General features: G+C 53.6%; 16 protein-coding genes and 1 tRNA gene. 5 read left to right on the top strand and 12 right to left on the bottom strand.

Annotated elements, in window-relative coordinates; genetic code table 11:
• Positions 1-45: 45 nt before the first annotated feature.
• The 7 genes from AC5DDB_RS09370 to hisI all read right to left on the bottom strand — a co-directional run bounded on the left by AC5DDB_RS09370 (position 46) and on the right by hisI (position 7,454).
• Positions 46-1,995 (bottom strand): ABC transporter ATP-binding protein, encoded by a 1,950-nt coding sequence (locus AC5DDB_RS09370; RefSeq protein ID WP_491739453.1) that lies wholly within the window; start codon positions 1,993-1,995, stop codon positions 46-48.
• 170 nt (positions 1,996-2,165) lie between these two features.
• Positions 2,166-3,089, bottom strand: coding sequence for a 1-phosphofructokinase family hexose kinase (locus AC5DDB_RS09365; RefSeq protein WP_491739452.1), 924 nt, complete (start codon positions 3,087-3,089; stop codon positions 2,166-2,168).
• Positions 3,086-4,270 carry an iron-containing alcohol dehydrogenase gene (locus tag AC5DDB_RS09360; RefSeq protein ID WP_491739451.1) on the bottom strand — a complete coding sequence of 395 codons (1,185 nt, stop codon included), beginning with the start codon at positions 4,268-4,270 and terminating at the stop codon, positions 3,086-3,088. Before AC5DDB_RS09360 ends, AC5DDB_RS09365 begins: the two co-directional genes overlap by 4 nt.
• 90 nt (positions 4,271-4,360) lie before the next feature.
• The gene (locus AC5DDB_RS09355) at positions 4,361-4,696 is read right to left on the bottom strand and encodes a hypothetical protein (RefSeq protein ID WP_491739450.1); all 336 of its coding nucleotides are present in this window, start codon (positions 4,694-4,696) and stop codon (positions 4,361-4,363) included.
• 62 nt (positions 4,697-4,758) lie between these two features.
• Positions 4,759-5,871, bottom strand: a complete 1,113-nt coding sequence (locus tag AC5DDB_RS09350) for a hypothetical protein (RefSeq protein ID WP_491739449.1) — start codon at positions 5,869-5,871, stop codon at positions 4,759-4,761.
• A gap of 125 nt (positions 5,872-5,996) precedes the next feature.
• Positions 5,997-6,881, bottom strand: coding sequence for an ATP phosphoribosyltransferase (gene hisG, locus AC5DDB_RS09345; protein WP_491739448.1), 885 nt, complete (start codon positions 6,879-6,881; stop codon positions 5,997-5,999).
• 171 nt (positions 6,882-7,052) lie between these two features.
• Complete coding sequence (gene hisI, locus AC5DDB_RS09340) at positions 7,053-7,454, bottom strand: phosphoribosyl-AMP cyclohydrolase (RefSeq protein ID WP_491739447.1); 402 nt, start codon at positions 7,452-7,454, stop codon at positions 7,053-7,055.
• A 197-nt stretch (positions 7,455-7,651) separates the two neighbouring features.
• On the opposite strand from hisI, the gene cysC reads away from it, so the two are divergent.
• Positions 7,652-8,263, top strand: coding sequence for an adenylyl-sulfate kinase (gene cysC, locus AC5DDB_RS09335; protein WP_491739446.1), 612 nt, complete (start codon positions 7,652-7,654; stop codon positions 8,261-8,263).
• Between the two features lie 139 nt (positions 8,264-8,402).
• Here the strand turns inward: cysC and AC5DDB_RS09330 are convergent, their stop codons facing one another.
• Positions 8,403-8,969, bottom strand: coding sequence for a hypothetical protein (locus AC5DDB_RS09330; protein WP_491739445.1), 567 nt, complete (start codon positions 8,967-8,969; stop codon positions 8,403-8,405).
• Between the two features lie 124 nt (positions 8,970-9,093).
• Between AC5DDB_RS09330 and AC5DDB_RS09325 the strand changes: the two genes are divergently transcribed.
• The 4 genes from AC5DDB_RS09325 to AC5DDB_RS09310 all read left to right on the top strand — a co-directional run bounded on the left by AC5DDB_RS09325 (position 9,094) and on the right by AC5DDB_RS09310 (position 12,193).
• Positions 9,094-10,023, top strand: a complete 930-nt coding sequence (locus AC5DDB_RS09325) for an HDOD domain-containing protein (protein WP_491739444.1) — start codon at positions 9,094-9,096, stop codon at positions 10,021-10,023.
• A gap of 11 nt (positions 10,024-10,034) precedes the next feature.
• Complete coding sequence (locus AC5DDB_RS09320) at positions 10,035-10,958, top strand: HDOD domain-containing protein (RefSeq protein WP_491739443.1); 924 nt, start codon at positions 10,035-10,037, stop codon at positions 10,956-10,958.
• A 290-nt stretch (positions 10,959-11,248) separates the two neighbouring features.
• Complete coding sequence (locus AC5DDB_RS09315; RefSeq protein ID WP_491739442.1) at positions 11,249-12,067, top strand: hypothetical protein; 819 nt, start codon at positions 11,249-11,251, stop codon at positions 12,065-12,067.
• A 54-nt stretch (positions 12,068-12,121) separates the two neighbouring features.
• Positions 12,122-12,193 (top strand) — tRNA-Gln (locus AC5DDB_RS09310).
• Between the two features lie 520 nt (positions 12,194-12,713).
• Here AC5DDB_RS09310 and AC5DDB_RS09305 read toward each other — a convergent pair.
• From AC5DDB_RS09305 to AC5DDB_RS09290, 4 genes are all read right to left on the bottom strand, one after another.
• Positions 12,714-13,622 carry a hypothetical protein gene (locus AC5DDB_RS09305; protein ID WP_491739441.1) on the bottom strand — a complete coding sequence of 303 codons (909 nt, stop codon included), beginning with the start codon at positions 13,620-13,622 and terminating at the stop codon, positions 12,714-12,716.
• On the bottom strand, positions 13,619-14,434 hold the full coding sequence (locus AC5DDB_RS09300; RefSeq protein WP_491739440.1) for a hypothetical protein: 816 nt from the start codon (positions 14,432-14,434) through the stop codon (positions 13,619-13,621). The genes AC5DDB_RS09305 and AC5DDB_RS09300 overlap by 4 nt, the downstream gene beginning before the upstream one ends.
• Positions 14,431-15,045: a MotA/TolQ/ExbB proton channel family protein gene (locus AC5DDB_RS09295; protein WP_491739439.1), complete on the bottom strand. Its 615-nt coding sequence runs from the start codon at positions 15,043-15,045 to the stop codon at positions 14,431-14,433. The genes AC5DDB_RS09300 and AC5DDB_RS09295 overlap by 4 nt, the downstream gene beginning before the upstream one ends.
• 288 nt (positions 15,046-15,333) lie before the next feature.
• Positions 15,334-16,182: a GYF domain-containing protein gene (locus tag AC5DDB_RS09290; protein WP_491739438.1), complete on the bottom strand. Its 849-nt coding sequence runs from the start codon at positions 16,180-16,182 to the stop codon at positions 15,334-15,336.
• Positions 16,183-16,229: the final 47 nt, after the last annotated feature.

Here is a 16,229-nt window from a genome sequence, read left to right as displayed (position 1 = left end):
TATCGTTAATCTCAGGAGGAGAACTTCGCGATTTCAATTGTGTCGTTAGGCAATAGCCGCATTGCGTTCCCGCTGACGACGATCGATGTTTTCCAGGGAATCGTTGGGAATCGCTTGGATCAGTTTCTTGGTGTATTCTTCGCGGGGATTGGCGTAAATCGCATCGGACGGCCCGAATTCCAAAATCTTCCCGGCATACATCACCGCCATCATGTCGGACATGAACTTCACCACGCTGAGGTCGTGACTGATGAAGATGTACGTCAACTTGCGTTCCTGCTGGAGTTTCTTGAGCAGGTTCAACACTTGAGCTTGTACAGAGACATCGAGCGCAGAGACGGACTCGTCACAGATAATGAAATCCGGCTCGACAGCAATCGCCCGAGCGATACAAATTCGCTGTCGTTGCCCGCCGGAAAACTCATGCGGATACCGGGAGAGGTGCTCCGGACCCAAACCGACTTCGACTAACAAGTCAGCGGCTCGATCCCGACGGTCACCACGACTCCGACCGATACGATGAACTTTCATGACTTCCGTCAACATCGCCTCAACGGTCATACGGGGATTGAGCGAGTTGTACGGGTCTTGAAAAATGATCTGGATTCGACGTAGGGTTTCGCGAAACTTCGCCTGTTGAAACTTGCGAATCACTTCCCCAGCGATTGCATTGAAGGAGAAGCGACGCGGGCGAAAATGTTGCCATTGAAAGGGATCGAAGTCGTTGCCCTCGAAGGTGACTTCCCCACTCGTTCGGGGAACCAGCCCGAGAATCCCGCGACCCGTCGTTGTTTTGCCACAGCCGGATTCTCCGACTAACCCGAGTGTTTGACCGGGATAGACATTGAAACTCACGTCGTCCACGGCACGCACGTGATCGACCACATGCGAGAACACCCCCTTCTTGATCGGAAAATAGACCTTCAAATTCTTGACCGACAAAATCGGCTGTGTGTCTTCGGCGACAGTTTCGTATTGATTGAGGTCTTGAATCCCGGATCCGGCAAGCTCTTCCCACGGATGCCCGATGGCGGCCAGTTCCGATGGCGGGTGTAACAAGCGGCCCCGTCCCGACGTGCGGAACTGTTCCAGCCGTTTGTCGTCGAGTTGTTTCTCCTCGATCTTGACCGTGCCATCCGGTTGCGTGGTCACCTTCATGAAGTCCGAAACCGTGGGCAACAGGCGGAATTCGGTATCCAATCGCGGACGACATGCCAACAAGCCTTTCGTGTAAGGATGTTGCGGGTTCTCAAAGATTTCTCGCACTGGTGCCTGTTCAACGAGTTTGCCACGGTACATTACTGCAACGTGGTCAGCGATTTCCGCAATCACACCGAGATCGTGCGTGATAAACAGAATCGACATGCCACGTTCGTCACGGAGTTTTCGCAGCAAATCGAGAATTTGGGCCTGAATGGTCACATCGAGGGCGGTCGTCGGTTCGTCCGCGATGAGGAGTTTGGGATTACAACTCAGGGCCATCGCGATCATGACCCGCTGTTTCTGACCACCAGACATCTCATGCGGAAAACTGTTGATCCGTCGTTCCGGGTCGGGAATTCCGACTTCGCGAAACAAATCAATCGTCCGGTCTCGTGCTTCCTTCTTGCTCAGTCCGGGATTGTGCAGTTGGATCGCTTCCATCACTTGCCAACCGGTGCGGTAAACCGGGTTGAGCGATGTGCCGGGCTCTTGGAAAATCATGCTGATGTCCGCCCCGCGAACAGTCCGCATTTCCTTCGGCGGCAGACGCACTAAATCCCGACCGAGGAACGAAACCGAACCCGATTCGATCTTTGCAGTCGCCTCGGGTAGCAAACGCATAATGGTCAACGAAGTAACCGATTTTCCCGAACCCGATTCCCCCACTAACCCCAGCGTTTGCGCTTTGGGAATGGTGATCGAGAGGTCGTCAACGGCTTTGACAACCCCGGCTCCCGTGTGGAAGTAGGTTCGCAGATTCTGAATATCCAGTAACGGCATCGTATCCGGCATGGGCGTTCCTTCGTCAGATGTTTGGCTTAGCATACCGCATCGGGAGCATTGCCGAAAAGTCTATCCCCGGGCGAATAACTCCGTCCATCGACGCTCCGTTGAAATTGCATATGGGCAGTGTCTTCACGGTTTTGAACGGCTCACGGGGCCATCGTATCCAGCCGACGTGTTTAGAGTGGTTCGACTTGGATTCGATGACAGAGTTCTTCGACGCGGGCGTTGTCGATGCGGGCAGGTAGCAGTTGCTGTAAGTTGGCCGCTGCGGCAGCGGCACCGTATTTCAGCAACGACGAGAACTCCGCACCGCGAGAAAGTTGCCATGCGATTCCCGCCGCCAAACAATCGCCGCAGCCGATCGGATTGACGACCGACTCTGCCGCCGGATAAACGCGAAACCGTTCATCACGGCAAACCGCCAACATCGGTTCATCCCCACGCGACACAACAACACTCGTTGCACCGGCGGCTTGCAACTCCTGCATGGCTTCCCAAATGTCGGCCTCACTTTCCAATGGTCGACGGACCGTTTTAGAAAGTTCACTCACGTTCGGCTTGATGAGAAACGGTTTCGCCAAAAGCGCTTCACGAAGTTCCGGCCCACGGGCATCGAGGATCACTGCTGCCGATGTCGACTCGATCAAGCGACGATAAAAGTCACTCGGCACACCGCTGGGAAGTGAGCCCGTCAGCACCACGACAGTCGCCTCTCGGGTCTCCAACTCGAATGCTTGGTAAAACTGTTGGAGGTCTTCTTGAGTCAGACTCGGTGCATTCTCAACTAACTCCGTCGTTTGCTCGGTATGGAGATCGATCAGAGTCGTGCACACCCGCGTGACGGCTTGCGTCTTGATCCAATGGGTTGCAACACCTTGACATTCAAAGTCGGCCTGCATCGCCGCCCCCGCAGGTCCGTCGTCCGTCACGCATAACACGCGACTGTGTCCACACAGCCGATGCAAGGCTAACCCCACGTTGAGCACCTTGCCCGATGCACACCAATCCGCTGACCGGGCTCGATTGACTTGTCCGAGTTCGAATGTCCGAAATGTTAAAATCTGCTGCCAAGCTGGGCTAAGTCCTGCTGTTACGATCATAACATCGCCTCGAGAATCGCTTTGAGTTCTGCGTCCGAAAGTTCTTTCGGATTGCCATTCATACTGTTCCCTCGCGAACTTGAGACAATCGCATCCAACTGCTCCGGTTTCACCCCGAGTTCACCAAGTCGCCGAGGGATGCCAATGCGGTCTGCCAGTTGTTCGCTCCATTCGATCACGGCCTGCGACGCGGCTTCAGTTGAGTCGGTCCGTTCGCCGGTGATGACTTCGGCTAGCGTGTCCATCTCGGCACCGCATACATCCGCGTTGGTGCGGAGGGCAGCCGGCAGCATCACGGCACACGCCAGACCGTGGGGCACATTCGCGTGCACCCCAAGTGCCGCCGCCACTCCATGAGCCATCCCCAAACCGGAGTTCGCCAATGCCACGCCTGAGAGATATGCCGCGTAAGCCATCTCTATCCGGGCCTTTGGATCCTTACCATTTTCGACGGCTATCGGAAGTGCAGAGACGCCCACACGCAAACCCTCCATACACAACGCTTGTGTCAGTGGATTCGCCCGCTTGGAAAGATACGATTCAATCAACTGCGTCAGCGCATCCATCCCCGAATGAGCGGTGACAGTCCGTGGCGTACAGACGGTGAAATTCGGTTCGATCACCACACATGTCGGCACCAACCGTTCGTCCCGAAGGCTCTTTTTGAACTTAGGATCATGCGAGGAAATCACCGCGTTCTTGGTCGCCTCGGATCCGGTGCCGGCAGTGGTTGGAATCGCCAAAATCGGCAGTGGTGGAGCGATCAACTTTAGCCCGCGTCCCACACCTTCGAGATAGTCGACGACCGAATGTCGTTCAGCTTGTGGTGTGAGAGCGGCTGCAGCCTTGGCTAAGTCCAACGCCGCTCCACCACCAATGCCAACGACGATATCACCATCTCGACCAATCCCCTGCGAAGTCGCTTCGGCAACCAACTGATCGACATCTTCAACCAACGGTTCACGCGACGGCATTTGGATGCGAACGACGGACACTCCCGCGTCTTTGATCAGCGACTCCAGCGAATCGATAATACCGTTCGCTGCCAACGTCCGCGAATTGCAGACGAGTAGCGCTCGCGTCCCCATCGACGCGGCTACCGAACCGACACGACCACCGCATCCCCAACCGAATAAAACCTTTCTCGGCGAAAGGAAATCGAACGGACTCAGACTCTTCATCGCCCACTCCCAGACTCGTCAAACCGACTTGCTTGTCGGCTTCAGGGTAGGGTGTTGACACGGGATTGCAAAGAGACCGGCCCGCGCAACTCATTGTCGTAGTGCGGTGGGTGGAAGAATGGCATAGCGAGTCGGGCGTTGTGTGGGACGCTGAAGTGTCAGTTCTTCAGGAAAGAACACACCGGACGCGGATTGTTCGGTTGGCTCGACTTCGGCGGTGTCGAATTCCGCCGGCGGCTGGGGTCTTGGATCACCGAAAATGGCCCGATGATACGTCCCGCTAAATCCCTGTGGCCAACGATAACGCGGCGTGGCACAGCCTGCTGTTGCCAGCAGTAGCACTCCACAGGCGACTCTTGTCAAAGCCAACCGCCGCAGGAACATCGACAACTCCCTCAATATCCGAAGAATCCATAAAGGTTCCATCGGCATCCGAGAGTTGCCAAGTTAACTAACTTTTGCTTCCAGGCGACTAGAGTGAACTCTTGTCAAGGTTGGGAATTCCGGCGGTGAAGCCGATTGAACTCCTCGGGATCGAAGAGGTCCGGCTTCTCGTCCCGTAGGGCAGCTTCGAGAATCTTGTTTTTCTCCCGACGAGCAAGCTCCTCAGGATCAATGGGTTGAATCTCCGGACGCCCACGGATCAAGGTCAGACGTTGAGGTTGTTGCTCCGCGAGTTCGGAGTCATGGGCGAGAACCGCTGGGGAAACCATCTTCTGATTTTCCTCGGTCCCCATATCATCCGCGACCGCACGGACCCAGTCTTGAAAGTCTCGAAGATTCTCATCCCCGCCGGGACCACCAAATGCCGACTGCTGCTTCGGACCATGCAAACCGGTGGGTAGCTTGAGGATCGGACTCTCCGCCGGATTTTGCAGATCGATATAGCGAAGAATCGTGGCCAGATTCCGTTCGGACCGCAGACGATGACTGCTTGTGCCGATTCGCACGCGGGTCAGCTGAAAATCGTTCTGCCCGGCTGCTGATCCATGACAAGTCGCATTGCCACAGCGGTTCATGAGAATCGGCTGAACGCGGGTCGTGAACTTCAATGCCGTCTCACGCGATAGACCTGCCAACGATTGAACCGGCGATTTCTGGAAGCCGTCGTCGGTCTTCTTCGGGGGATCTGGTAACTCAGGGAGAGCGCCGGTCGGATCGAGAACAGACGCTAGCCGCAATAGCATTCGCCGAGCAACTTCATGACCGGAATCGAACTCAAGTGCTTGCCGGAGTTCGAGTTCCGCCTGTTCGTGCAGTTGCCAAGTCAGGCACCATTTCGCCAGCCGAACCGACGTATCCGCCGACGGTTTTTGGATAGAGGCCTTCAACTTCTGATAGGCGTCGAGACGACTTTCGGCACGAAATTGCACCAATTGAAACGGCACGAGGAACCGACCGCCAGGTTTATGAACGATAAACCCCCGCGCCTCCTGAGTGATTTCTCCATCCGCAAGACTGCCGTCCTTCATCACCAGCACACCCGGTTTCGCGGCGGCTGGCTGCGTGCTTTCGGCTGGTTCTTCCTCGGCAATCGCGCCCCCGACCATGCAAAAACACAGCAGGAATGGCAAATTGGGTAAGAGAGAGAAAATTCTCATCGATGGACCCTCGGTGCGTGAAGCGACACGCGAACACGTTTCGCCGGAACCCGCGGACGGTATTCCGAGAAACGTTTTAGGTCAACACCGAATCGAAAGACAGACTATCAATAGCTTTGCGGCGATTACTCGATAATCTTGTTGATCGGATATTCCACAATCCCACGGGCACCGACCGCTTTGAGTTTCGGAATCATCGTGCGAACGACCGATTCATCGACAATTGCGATGATGTCGACCCAATCCGGATCGGATAGTGACGAAACCGTGGGCGATTGCAAGGACGGCAATTCGGCAAGCACTTCGTCGAGATCGGTCCGGCGAACATTCATCATGATGCCGACTTTATTCTCAGCGGCGAGGCACGACTCAAGCATCAATGCGATATTTTCGAGCTTGGTCCGTGTCCACTCGTTTTCCCAGGCTTTCTTGTTGCATATCAACCGAGGTGTGCTTTGGAGGACCTCGGCCACAATCCGCAAGTTATTTGCCCGCAATGAGTTACCGGTCTCGGTCACTTCAACGATCGCATCGGCCAAACGTGGCGGTTTGACCTCGGTCGCTCCCCATGAAAACTCGACCTTCGCTGTTACGCCGTGCTTCGCGAGGAACGATTTTGTCAGCCCGACCGCTTCGGTGGCAATCCGTTTGCCTTCCATGTCTTTCACGGTTTTTACCGGTGAGTCTTCCGGGACGCATAGTACCCAACGGACCGGTCGTCGACTCACCTTCGAGAACACTAATTCGCACACCTCGTGCACATCGGCTTGGTTCTCTTGGATCCAGTCGTGCCCGGTGATTCCTGCGTCGAGAATGCCTTCTTCCACATACCGAGCCATTTCCTGAGCACGGATCAGCAGGCACTCGATTTCTTCGTCATCGATCGACGGGAAGTACGATCGCGAAGAGAATTTGATGTTATAACCGGCTCGACGAAAGAGTTCCGCGGTCGCATCTTGTAGGCTGCCAGCAGGAATACCGAGTTTTAGCCGAGTGTCATCAGAAAACATGGGTCTTCAACTATTGATGGAAGAAGTGAGATTTGGCCGTTACATTAACGGGTCGCGTGGGCGACGTCAAAACAGCCGACGGCCGGTGTACCGATTAGGGCAGGAATTCCCATCGACGTCACCTCGTCGTGCGACTTCCACGCTTGCCAGAATTCAACGTGTCTCGAACGGTTACTTCTTCTTATAGACTTCCGCGGGATCGAAAACGCGTTCGCCAACGGTTTCAACGGCACCGGTTTGACGGTCAATTTTCCGGAAGAAGCAAGATTGAAAGCCCTCGTGACAAGCTGCACCGCCGACTTGTGTGACTTTCAACAGCACCGTGTCTCGGTCGCAATCGTAGTAGATTTCGTGCACTTCCTGCACATTGCCGCTTTCTTCGCCTTTTCGCCAGAGCTTTTTGCGACTACGACTGTAATAGCAAGCCCGGCCGGTCTTTAGCGTTTCCTGCCATGCCTCTTCATTCATGTAGGCCATCATCAACACCACCCCGCTGGCATGGTCTTGAGCGATGACCGGAATCAGAGGGGCTTTTTCGAAATCGGGACGGGCAGGGGAGGCAGAATCGGTCACGGAGGTCACTTTTTCGAATCAAATCAGAATGACAAGTGGTTTCTTTCCAGGCGACGGACTTCCATCGCCTTTCTGGTTTCCCTAGTATCTTCGCTGGTTCGGCATCGTGCAACCATCGGCCGAATCTTCTTCACCGGCCAGTCCATGCGGATTCGGCCATCCGAATTCGCATCTCTTTTTTCATTGAGGAGCCCCACATGGCAGATCAAGTCGCAACAAACATCACTTGGCACGAGCACAGCGTTTCGTCCGCCGACCGTGCAAAACTCAACGGCCACACCGGTTGCGTGCTTTGGTTCACCGGTCTGAGCGGTTGCGGAAAAAGCACGATTGCCAACACCGTCGATCACATGCTGAACTCCCAAGGTGTGCACACGTACGTGCTCGATGGAGACAACGTGCGTCACGGTCTCAATAAGAATCTTGGGTTCTCCCCGGAAGACCGTACCGAAAACATTCGCCGTATCGGTGAAGTCGCGAAGTTGTTCGCCGATGCTGGTGTCGTCACGTTGACGGCCTTCATCTCCCCATACCGTGCCGACCGCGATCAGGTCCGGGAAATCATGCCGGAAGGCAGTTTCATCGAAGTCTATGTCAACGCTTCGCTCGAAACATGCGAAAAACGCGATCCCAAGGGCCTGTACAAGAAAGCTCGTGCCGGTGAGATCAAAGGCTTCACAGGCATTGACGCTCCTTACGAAGAACCGGAAAAAGCGGAACTCGTGTTGGACTCCGACAACAAAGGCATCGATGAACTCGCTAAAGAAGTTGTCGAGTACCTCAAAGCCAACGGTAAACTCAAAGCGTAAGGTTTACTGTTTCCACTGATCGAGTGAAATCATGTTTGAACTGATCAGCATTGTTCTCGGTACAGCGATTCAAATCGCGACGGAAGTCGTCGGGTGGCTGATGATGACATACCTCGGCCGACTTTGAACCACGGTTCGGTCAGTTGAGATGACCATTCGAACTTCGAGTTTTGATTTGCGTGAGTTGGCGTTCCAGCTCACGCTTTTTTTGTTGAATTTTCGATAACTCGAGGCGGGAATAGGAGCGGGTGGAAACCATATCCGCAAACGCGAGCAGCATAATCCATAGAACCAACAGTAACACGACACTCCAGAAAATCGTCGCAACCTGGGGATTCTTTCCGCGTTCGATCAGCCAGTCTCCGATGGGAAGGAGTACGCCGACGAATATCAGCAGGCTCGACGTCTGCACACGTCGACGGAACCGTTTGTAATAATGTTGGCGATCGTGGTCATCGTGCAAATCTGAGTTCTTCGCGGCCTGCCACTCGCGAACATTCCATCGCAAAAACGAAAGACCAATCACAATCAGCCCCACACCAGCAGTGATGGCTACCAAGGATTCATCCACGGTTTGCTGCTCCATTCGAATCGGAAATCGGAATTCGTAGTTCTGGTTGTCGTGGCAACAATGGCTTGCTGCAAAACTTTTGCTCGCCGACTTCGATTCCGCATATTTGCCATTTGCGGGCTGCAGAATTCGCATGTCTGGCGTCATCATAACCCGTCGCGAACGAATAAACCCAGTGTATCGGCAAAAACTTCCGAGGCTTGGTGATTGGGAATCTATATTCAGATAACCTCCTTACCCCGACGTCTCGAGACAACAGATGACGACAACGAACTGGACCGAGATTTGCGAATCGCGGATGGATCATACCCGTGAATCGGTGTTGCCAGCGAACCTCAAACTTCCGATGTTGCCCCGCGCAGTCATCGAATTCGGGAATCAAGCGAAATCGCCTGACGCCACAGCGAAACAATTGGGTGCGATCGTCGAGAGCGATGCCGGTCTGACTTGCGAATTGCTGCGACAAATCAATTCGCCGGCATTTGGATTCCGGCAGCATGTCCAAACCGCCCAGCACGCCATCAGTTTGTTGGGTCTGAAGAAAATGAGCATGTTGTTGGCTGCGGTTGCCGTCAAATCGGCGATGCCTAGCCGCGATAGCCATCTCATCAACATGCAGACGTTCTGGAACACCAACCTCGAACGGGCGATCTTTGCGCGGGAAATTGCCAAGTTGTTGAAAGCCGACGAAGAACTCGCCTACGCCGGTGCAATGCTTCAAGACTTTTTGCTGCCCGTGCTGGCATCGCAACAGTCGGATTCGTACTTGGAGTATTCCACTCAAAGCGGGCGTCGCAAAACTCTCGTGGGATTCGAACAGAACCGGTTCGGATGGGATCACGCCGAAGCCGCCGCCTACCTCATGCGGGATTGGAAGTTCCCTGAGGAACTCATCGCATGTGTGTTGTTGCATCATCAGGGATTGTCGGTCTTGGCGAACAAGTCTTATGGGAGAACCGCCGCGGGAGCCGTTGCAATCGCGGCCCTCATGCCAGATTTCTTTCAACAACATCCCGATGGCATCACCGAGTTGGTTCGTTTGGAGATTGCATGGCCAGTTTTCAATCTCGTCGAAATCGCGAAACGTGTTGAAGCGATCTTCCTCGAGAGTGCCGGCAAGCCCGGTCGTCAGCACATTACTTTTTTGCGTCGGGTTCAGAAATCACCTGTCTGCGGACATGCCAGCTGAAAGTCAATTCCATGTCGGACGAACAATTCTGGGCCGAGACCGTCGAAACAGGGCTGGCGAAATCGACGCAGAATACGCTGCCTCCCACACTCAAACTTCCAGCACTTCCGCACGCTGTGACGAAGTTCCTGGAACGTTCGTCCGATCCCAACGCGAGTCTGAAGGAACTGGCGACGATCGTCGAGACAGACACTGGTCTTACGGTGGAACTCTTGCGACATGTGAATTCGGCGTTTATCGGGCTACGGAACAAGGCGAAGTCTGCCCAACAGGCGATCACACTACTTGGAATGCGACAAAGCAAATTGTTCCTGATCAGCACAGGGACAAAGGCTGCCGTTCAGTCACGAAAATCGAAAGTCATCAACCAAGCCAACTTCTGGAGTTCAAACCTCCAACGAGCTTTGTTCGCTCGTGAAGTAGCCCGAGTGCTAGAGACCGACTTAGACGTGGCCTTCGCTGGCGGATTGCTTCAAGACTTTCTGCTTCCCGTGTTAACCAACGAGTTTGCCGAGGATTATCTCACCTTTCTCGACAACCGTAACCAATCGTCGGAAACTCTGACGTCGTTCGAAGACGGTCGATTCGGATGGGACCATGCGGTCGCCGGTGCAAAACTGGCCCGACGTTGGCATTTGCCAGATGAACTTGTCTGCTGTCTGCTGTATCATCACGCCGGTTTGAAGATTCTGGCCGACGGTCGCCTACGTAAAACTCCCGTCGCTGCGGTGGCCCTCTCTGGCATGCTGCCGGATCAACTGAACCAGGATCGGAACGGGTTGTCCATGCTGTTTCGACTTCAAGAAAAATGGAAGGCGTTTGACGTCGCGACAATCGCCGAGCGTGTGGATGAGCAGCAAGAACAGCTGGGGTTAGGCGTGAGCAACCAGTTCCCACTCTCGCGTCGCTGCCAACCAACCGCAGTCGCCAGTTAGACCACTTAACGGTCTTCCATGTCCGCGGTTGACGCAGTCCTGTCGTTCCCTTCCGACTTTCGCAAGACAGAAACCGTTCCGATTAAAAGTCGACGGCTCAAATTCGCGTATTCTTCGAGGCCGGAAATTTTTTGAAGATCCGCGGTGGCGGACGTTCCGTATTCACGCACGTCCTCTGACACATTAAACGCTCTGGAAGCTGGAACTTCATCTAGGGTCTAGTTAGAGTGTGCCTCTGGCTGATAGGAATGCCAACACCCGTTCGGAACACCCAAAACCGAAGAAACATCATGTCCGAAAACCCACCCTCAGGTTCTCCCATGAGCGACGAAGACGCGAAATCGGTCCGGAAGAACATCTACTTGGTTTCGTATCCGAAGATCATTTTTCTGTACCCGACTTTGATCGCTTCGATCGTCTGCGGGATTTTGTTATTGTCGCTTGGCAATAAGCAAGAAATCTCGGACAACAAAGCGGAAGCTGTCGCGACAGAAACAGAAGCGCAAGACGCCGAAGCCGCAACCGAACCGAAAGTCGCGTCAAAACACAACGAGACAGCCGAAATTGCCACGTTGGTGTTTCTGATGATCTTCGCGGCGAACATCGTGGTGATTTCGTTCGATTTTCCTCGGACAACGTCGCTCACGTTTTTCTTTGTCGGCGTAGCGATCTTCATGGGGATTTGGTTGCTCTCGAACCAGTATCCCTCCTTGCTTCCGGGGATTGGACACGTCTTGGCAAGCTTCCGCCCGTTTGCAAACGCGCAGTTCTACTTTATCTTCGCGGGAATCATCGGGGCGATTTATCTGGCAGTCTTCATCAGTGTGCAGTTCGATTACTGGGAAGTTCGCCCGAACGAGCTACTACACCATCACGGCATTCTGAGTGACCTCGAACGATTTTCCGCACCGAACCTGCGAATCGACAAAGAAATCAATGACTTGTTCGAGTATTTGCTGCTTCGCTCGGGACGATTGATTCTGCACCCCAGCAACGAACGTCGTGCGATCGTCTTAGAGAACATCTTCTTTATCAATCGCAAAGAGACCGAGATCACAAAAATGCTCGGTGCTCTCCAAGTTCAGGTCCGATCCGACGAACACCCCTGAACCGGCTTCGGTGATAATGTGTCTAACAAACCCCACTCACGTCAGTGAGTGAATTGCCCCGTGGTGTAATCGGTAGCACGAAGGATTCTGGTTCCTTTAGTCTGAGTTCGAGTCTCAGCGGGGCATTAACTTAAAGCATTGTCATCAATGGTCTTAGGGTTACTCGAAACGTTCTCATAACCCGGCGTTGTTCGAGTGTCGGAAGGAATGTCGGAAAAGCACGCCATACGACTCTCAACATTCTGCCGGAGGTAAAACTTCGCAATAGGTCCGTGACGCATTAGATTTTGCGAGTCAACCGGCATTGAACCAACCTGTTCAAGAACGATCGCTCCTAAAAAGTGGGGCCGCGTGTCTCGCTTCTGTAGCCGTCGCTCGGCGACCGTGCGAATGTCCTCCCACAATGGTTCCCCATTGAGGCTCTCGACTTCAGACATACCGCCGCTGATAAAGTGGCACAATGTGCCGACAGTCCCGGTCGAAAACTTGGCGGATGCTTAGAGGACATGCTTCCTTTTTGACCTCTTAGCCGTATTTCAACATTGGCTGTGGCGTTTGGATTCCGCAAACGCTTCTTTGACTGAGGGGCTCTCACACGGGAGATCGATGCCCCCGCGTCCACAGGACAAGCAAATCCAATAAAACCTTACTGTGTGCCACGGGATTGGCCACCGCGATCGGCGATAACTCCATCACCAGCAATAAGACTGTAACGGTAACCTAGCTGCTTTATGTGCTCGCGGGCCGTTTTGAATTCATCGAACGAATCTTCTCGAACGACAAACGTAACGTCAAACCGAGACGGAGGTAAATTTCGGAGCAACTTAGCAATCCGTTCACGGCAATTAGTCGTTGAGTGTAGGGGAATCCCAGCGGTGGGACGGGCATGAGTCTTGTAATGAACATGCGTCTCGTCAATAACAAAAAAATGACTGGTATTCAGCCCACGCCTTCCTGTTTGAGGATCATAATCCCATAGATACAGTCTGCCATAACGCAGTATAAAACCGATCGAAGGCTTAAAGTCCGGCGTCGTGACTTGTGGTAGAGCGATCTCGTATTCTCGTTTCGCTCTGACTTCGGTGAGGGTCGTCAGGAGTTCGCTGATCTCCCCCTCAAGCTGTTCCAACTTGACATCAAGTTCCGCAACGCTTTGCCTTTTCTGCTGTGTCTCCGCGTATGTGCGAGCATTGACCTCCACTTGATCGTACCACTGTTTCTCTAGGGTGTTGATCTCATTGGTTAGCCGGTCGTGCTCTTCGATGGTGTCTTTGGCTGTTGCATTTTGCTTCAGCATTTCTCGTTGTTGAGCAGCTAAATGCTGTAACTCCTCAAGCTCTTCTCGAGCGTCATTCAGTTGATAAGTTAGTCGCTCCTGTTGGAGAAGAATCTCACTGGGTGACCGAGAATCTTGAACCGGGGGAGCCTTAATCGCGGAGGTGTTTCCCAACAGTAGCACTACCAGAAGGGCAATGAATACGATACCGCCAAAAGTGTTGCAGATTGCATCTAGCAACAAGTCGAGGCCGTCGTCATGGTCCGAAACTTTTCTCATTGGGCAAGTCCGGTCTGCGTGTCGAAAATGGTCTGCTGCTCGGAAATCAAATCAATGCCGACATCACATCCGCCCTGCAGCCCTCCAATCTGTAATTCATCAAGCAAATCATGGTTCGTGCCGGAAGGACGAAACAAAACCAGAACATACTCTGCCCCGTGCTGGGTGAGAAAGTCACTCAACGACTCTAATGCATTACTTCCTAACGGAACCTTCTCAGGTCGTTCCGCGCGTCCTAGTGGTGCCAACGTGGCCGACGAATTATCGATGACGGCGATCCAGCCGTTACGACTGCGACCATCTGGAAACCGAAAAATCGGTCGGTTGTCGGCTTGCTCTTCCTGAAGACTGTCTTCAAGTAAATCCTTTTCGCGGTTCAGCTCTTCAAGTCGTTCTAAGTCTTCACTTCTTGCCTCTTGAGCCGAACGAGCGGCAGCTTGATCGTCATCCAATAACCTCGTACGGGCCGCTGCATCCTTGATTCTGCTCTCGAGCACTGTTTTTCGCATTCGGAGCTGCGTGATCTCAACTTCAATCGTGGCGACTGGCCGGGAAACGGACGCAGTAACAGTCTCGGTTTGTGAGTTGACCTGACTCTGTAGCTCATCCCGCCGTTTCTTAATGTCTTCGAGAGACGCTTCGAGCGCTTCGAAATCTGGAGAAGATTGGCTTGTGGGCCGAGATGTGTGTGATGTCAGTTCAATCGCCAGCAGGAGCACCATGACGATCAGAATGCCACAGACTGCTGTGATGATGTCCTGGAATGCGAAGAGCGATATCGCTGGCCCGTAGTATTTGCGACGACGATTCATTCTGCGTGAGGTTTTTCAAAAGGCATCAGGCGAAGTTTCCCGGTGACATTCCGGGTGCAGAAGGCTCGGCAGCGGTCGAGGAATTCTTCTTCAGACTTCTTTAAGCTTGTCATCAGCAGTTGGACAACCAATGCCGCAACGAGTCCTTGCAAGGTTGTCTCGAAGGCAACGCTTAAACCACCAGTGACACCTTTCAGAGCGTCCTTGACATGACTCAAATCATCGCTTTGTGACAATACAGCCCCAAAGCCGCCGATAGCCTCGGCCAGTCCTTGAACAGTCCCAATGAAGCCCAACACGGGAATTGCCCATACAAATCCTCTCAAAATGGCGTAGCTCGTTTCCATACTACCTTCATCATTATCCGCCTGCGAACGCAGGATTTCATCAACATCCCCGACACGTCCGAGGTTTCGCAGGTTTGCCAATGCGATATTGATCCGGTTGAAGAGGATGAACCGTTGCGGGTCCTCGGCGGTATTCAGAATGTTATTTTGAACGACCGCAACGCTCTCCGGACTAAGGATGAAATCTGGCGTGGGTGGAACAATTTGATAATCGAGAGCTCGTCGTTGCAAACGCAGTTTGAGCCACTTCAGGAAGATAATCATCAAAGACCAAGATGTGAAAAACACAATGGCAAACGGAATAGGCCCGCGTTGCCAAATCGTTTGAGAGATCCAACGGTCTTTGAAAAGCAACAGCCCGCCTAGTACTGCAATGGTGAGGATAGTCGCAAAAAATCCCGTCGTGAAGCTGGAAACCCGTGTGTACTGAGCGGCTGGCATCAACAGCCGTCGCTCCGGGTCTTGACGCGACCACGACAGTGGGCAGAATTCAGTATCAGCCGACATTGAGGCCCTTTAACCTGTGATCAAGTGATGGAGTCGGGAAGTGCATTAGAACGAATGAGAAGCGGAGGCGCCGGCGGCAAGAACCACCAAGAGAACTGGCATGCTCAGATTGACAATCCCGAGCGTCAGCCCGGTGATGGCCCGCCCACGCCCAGCAAGTTTCCCCTCGCCAGTTCTCGACATGCCGATGCCCCCGAACACGATTGCCAGTACACTGGTAACGAACCAGGCCAGGTTGGACAGAACACCAAATAGGCTGCTTCCGAGTGCGAGAAGCCCAATCAAGGAAGGAGCTTGTGATTCTTTGGCAATGGCAATAAACAGAAGAAAAATGGCGAACCCCGCCAGCGCCACAAGCCAGGGTGTCAAACCAAGCCACATCGCCGCTGTCGCTGCACTGCTCGATCCACCACTTTGCAAGGTCTTATCTTGGTGAGCGGAAGTTGACAACCAATTCGCCAGCTGCGGGACTTCTTCGATCAACCGCCAGTCTGGCCAACCATCTCGCCACACTTGATGCTTCGATCGTAATGTTCCTTCACGGACCAGTCGTTCCACTTTTGAATATGGAACCGGACCAATCTCGACGTTTCCATCCGGCTGTTGGTAGAACCAATCGCCCTCATCGGTAGAAGTGTTTTCGGTGCTGCCAGTCATTGGCTCCTCAGGCAAATCGGCGAACTCATCGATTGGCTCGCGTGCTCGACGGGTCGCTGTCTGCGGGAAGAGTTCCGGTAGCTGGCGAGCAGGGAACCACTCTCGACGATCGACGGACAACTGGTCTGAACGTCCCAGTCGACGCCTTTCTCGAAGCGTGACTAGCCCCTGCAACGTGTGTGGTCCGGTTATCCGTCCCCGGCTTCGGAGGTAATATTCGTTGTCTGGATCGGACATAGGTTGCACTTTCTGAACGACGGGAATCCACAAGTTGCTATCGGCAA

The sequence above is a fragment of the Thalassoroseus sp. genome (assembly GCF_984380535.1).
This window is presented reverse-complemented; position numbering and strand designations above follow the sequence as displayed.

Coding starts and splice junctions, on each gene's coding strand:
- AC5DDB_RS09370 (WP_491739453.1), bottom strand. CDS start 1,995: ATGCCGGATACGATGCCGTTACTGGATATTCAGAATCTGCGAACCTAC.
- AC5DDB_RS09365 (WP_491739452.1), bottom strand. CDS start 3,089: ATGATCGTAACAGCAGGACTTAGCCCAGCTTGGCAGCAGATTTTAACA.
- AC5DDB_RS09360 (WP_491739451.1), bottom strand. CDS start 4,270: ATGAAGAGTCTGAGTCCGTTCGATTTCCTTTCGCCGAGAAAGGTTTTA.
- AC5DDB_RS09355 (WP_491739450.1), bottom strand. CDS start 4,696: ATGGAACCTTTATGGATTCTTCGGATATTGAGGGAGTTGTCGATGTTC.
- AC5DDB_RS09350 (WP_491739449.1), bottom strand. CDS start 5,871: ATGAGAATTTTCTCTCTCTTACCCAATTTGCCATTCCTGCTGTGTTTT.
- hisG (WP_491739448.1), bottom strand. CDS start 6,881: ATGTTTTCTGATGACACTCGGCTAAAACTCGGTATTCCTGCTGGCAGC.
- cysC (WP_491739446.1), top strand. CDS start 7,652: ATGGCAGATCAAGTCGCAACAAACATCACTTGGCACGAGCACAGCGTT.
- AC5DDB_RS09330 (WP_491739445.1), bottom strand. CDS start 8,969: ATGCGAATTCTGCAGCCCGCAAATGGCAAATATGCGGAATCGAAGTCG.
- AC5DDB_RS09325 (WP_491739444.1), top strand. CDS start 9,094: ATGACGACAACGAACTGGACCGAGATTTGCGAATCGCGGATGGATCAT.
- AC5DDB_RS09320 (WP_491739443.1), top strand. CDS start 10,035: ATGTCGGACGAACAATTCTGGGCCGAGACCGTCGAAACAGGGCTGGCG.
- AC5DDB_RS09315 (WP_491739442.1), top strand. CDS start 11,249: ATGTCCGAAAACCCACCCTCAGGTTCTCCCATGAGCGACGAAGACGCG.
- AC5DDB_RS09305 (WP_491739441.1), bottom strand. CDS start 13,622: ATGAGAAAAGTTTCGGACCATGACGACGGCCTCGACTTGTTGCTAGAT.
- AC5DDB_RS09300 (WP_491739440.1), bottom strand. CDS start 14,434: ATGAATCGTCGTCGCAAATACTACGGGCCAGCGATATCGCTCTTCGCA.
- AC5DDB_RS09295 (WP_491739439.1), bottom strand. CDS start 15,045: ATGATTATCTTCCTGAAGTGGCTCAAACTGCGTTTGCAACGACGAGCT.
- AC5DDB_RS09290 (WP_491739438.1), bottom strand. CDS start 16,182: ATGTCCGATCCAGACAACGAATATTACCTCCGAAGCCGGGGACGGATA.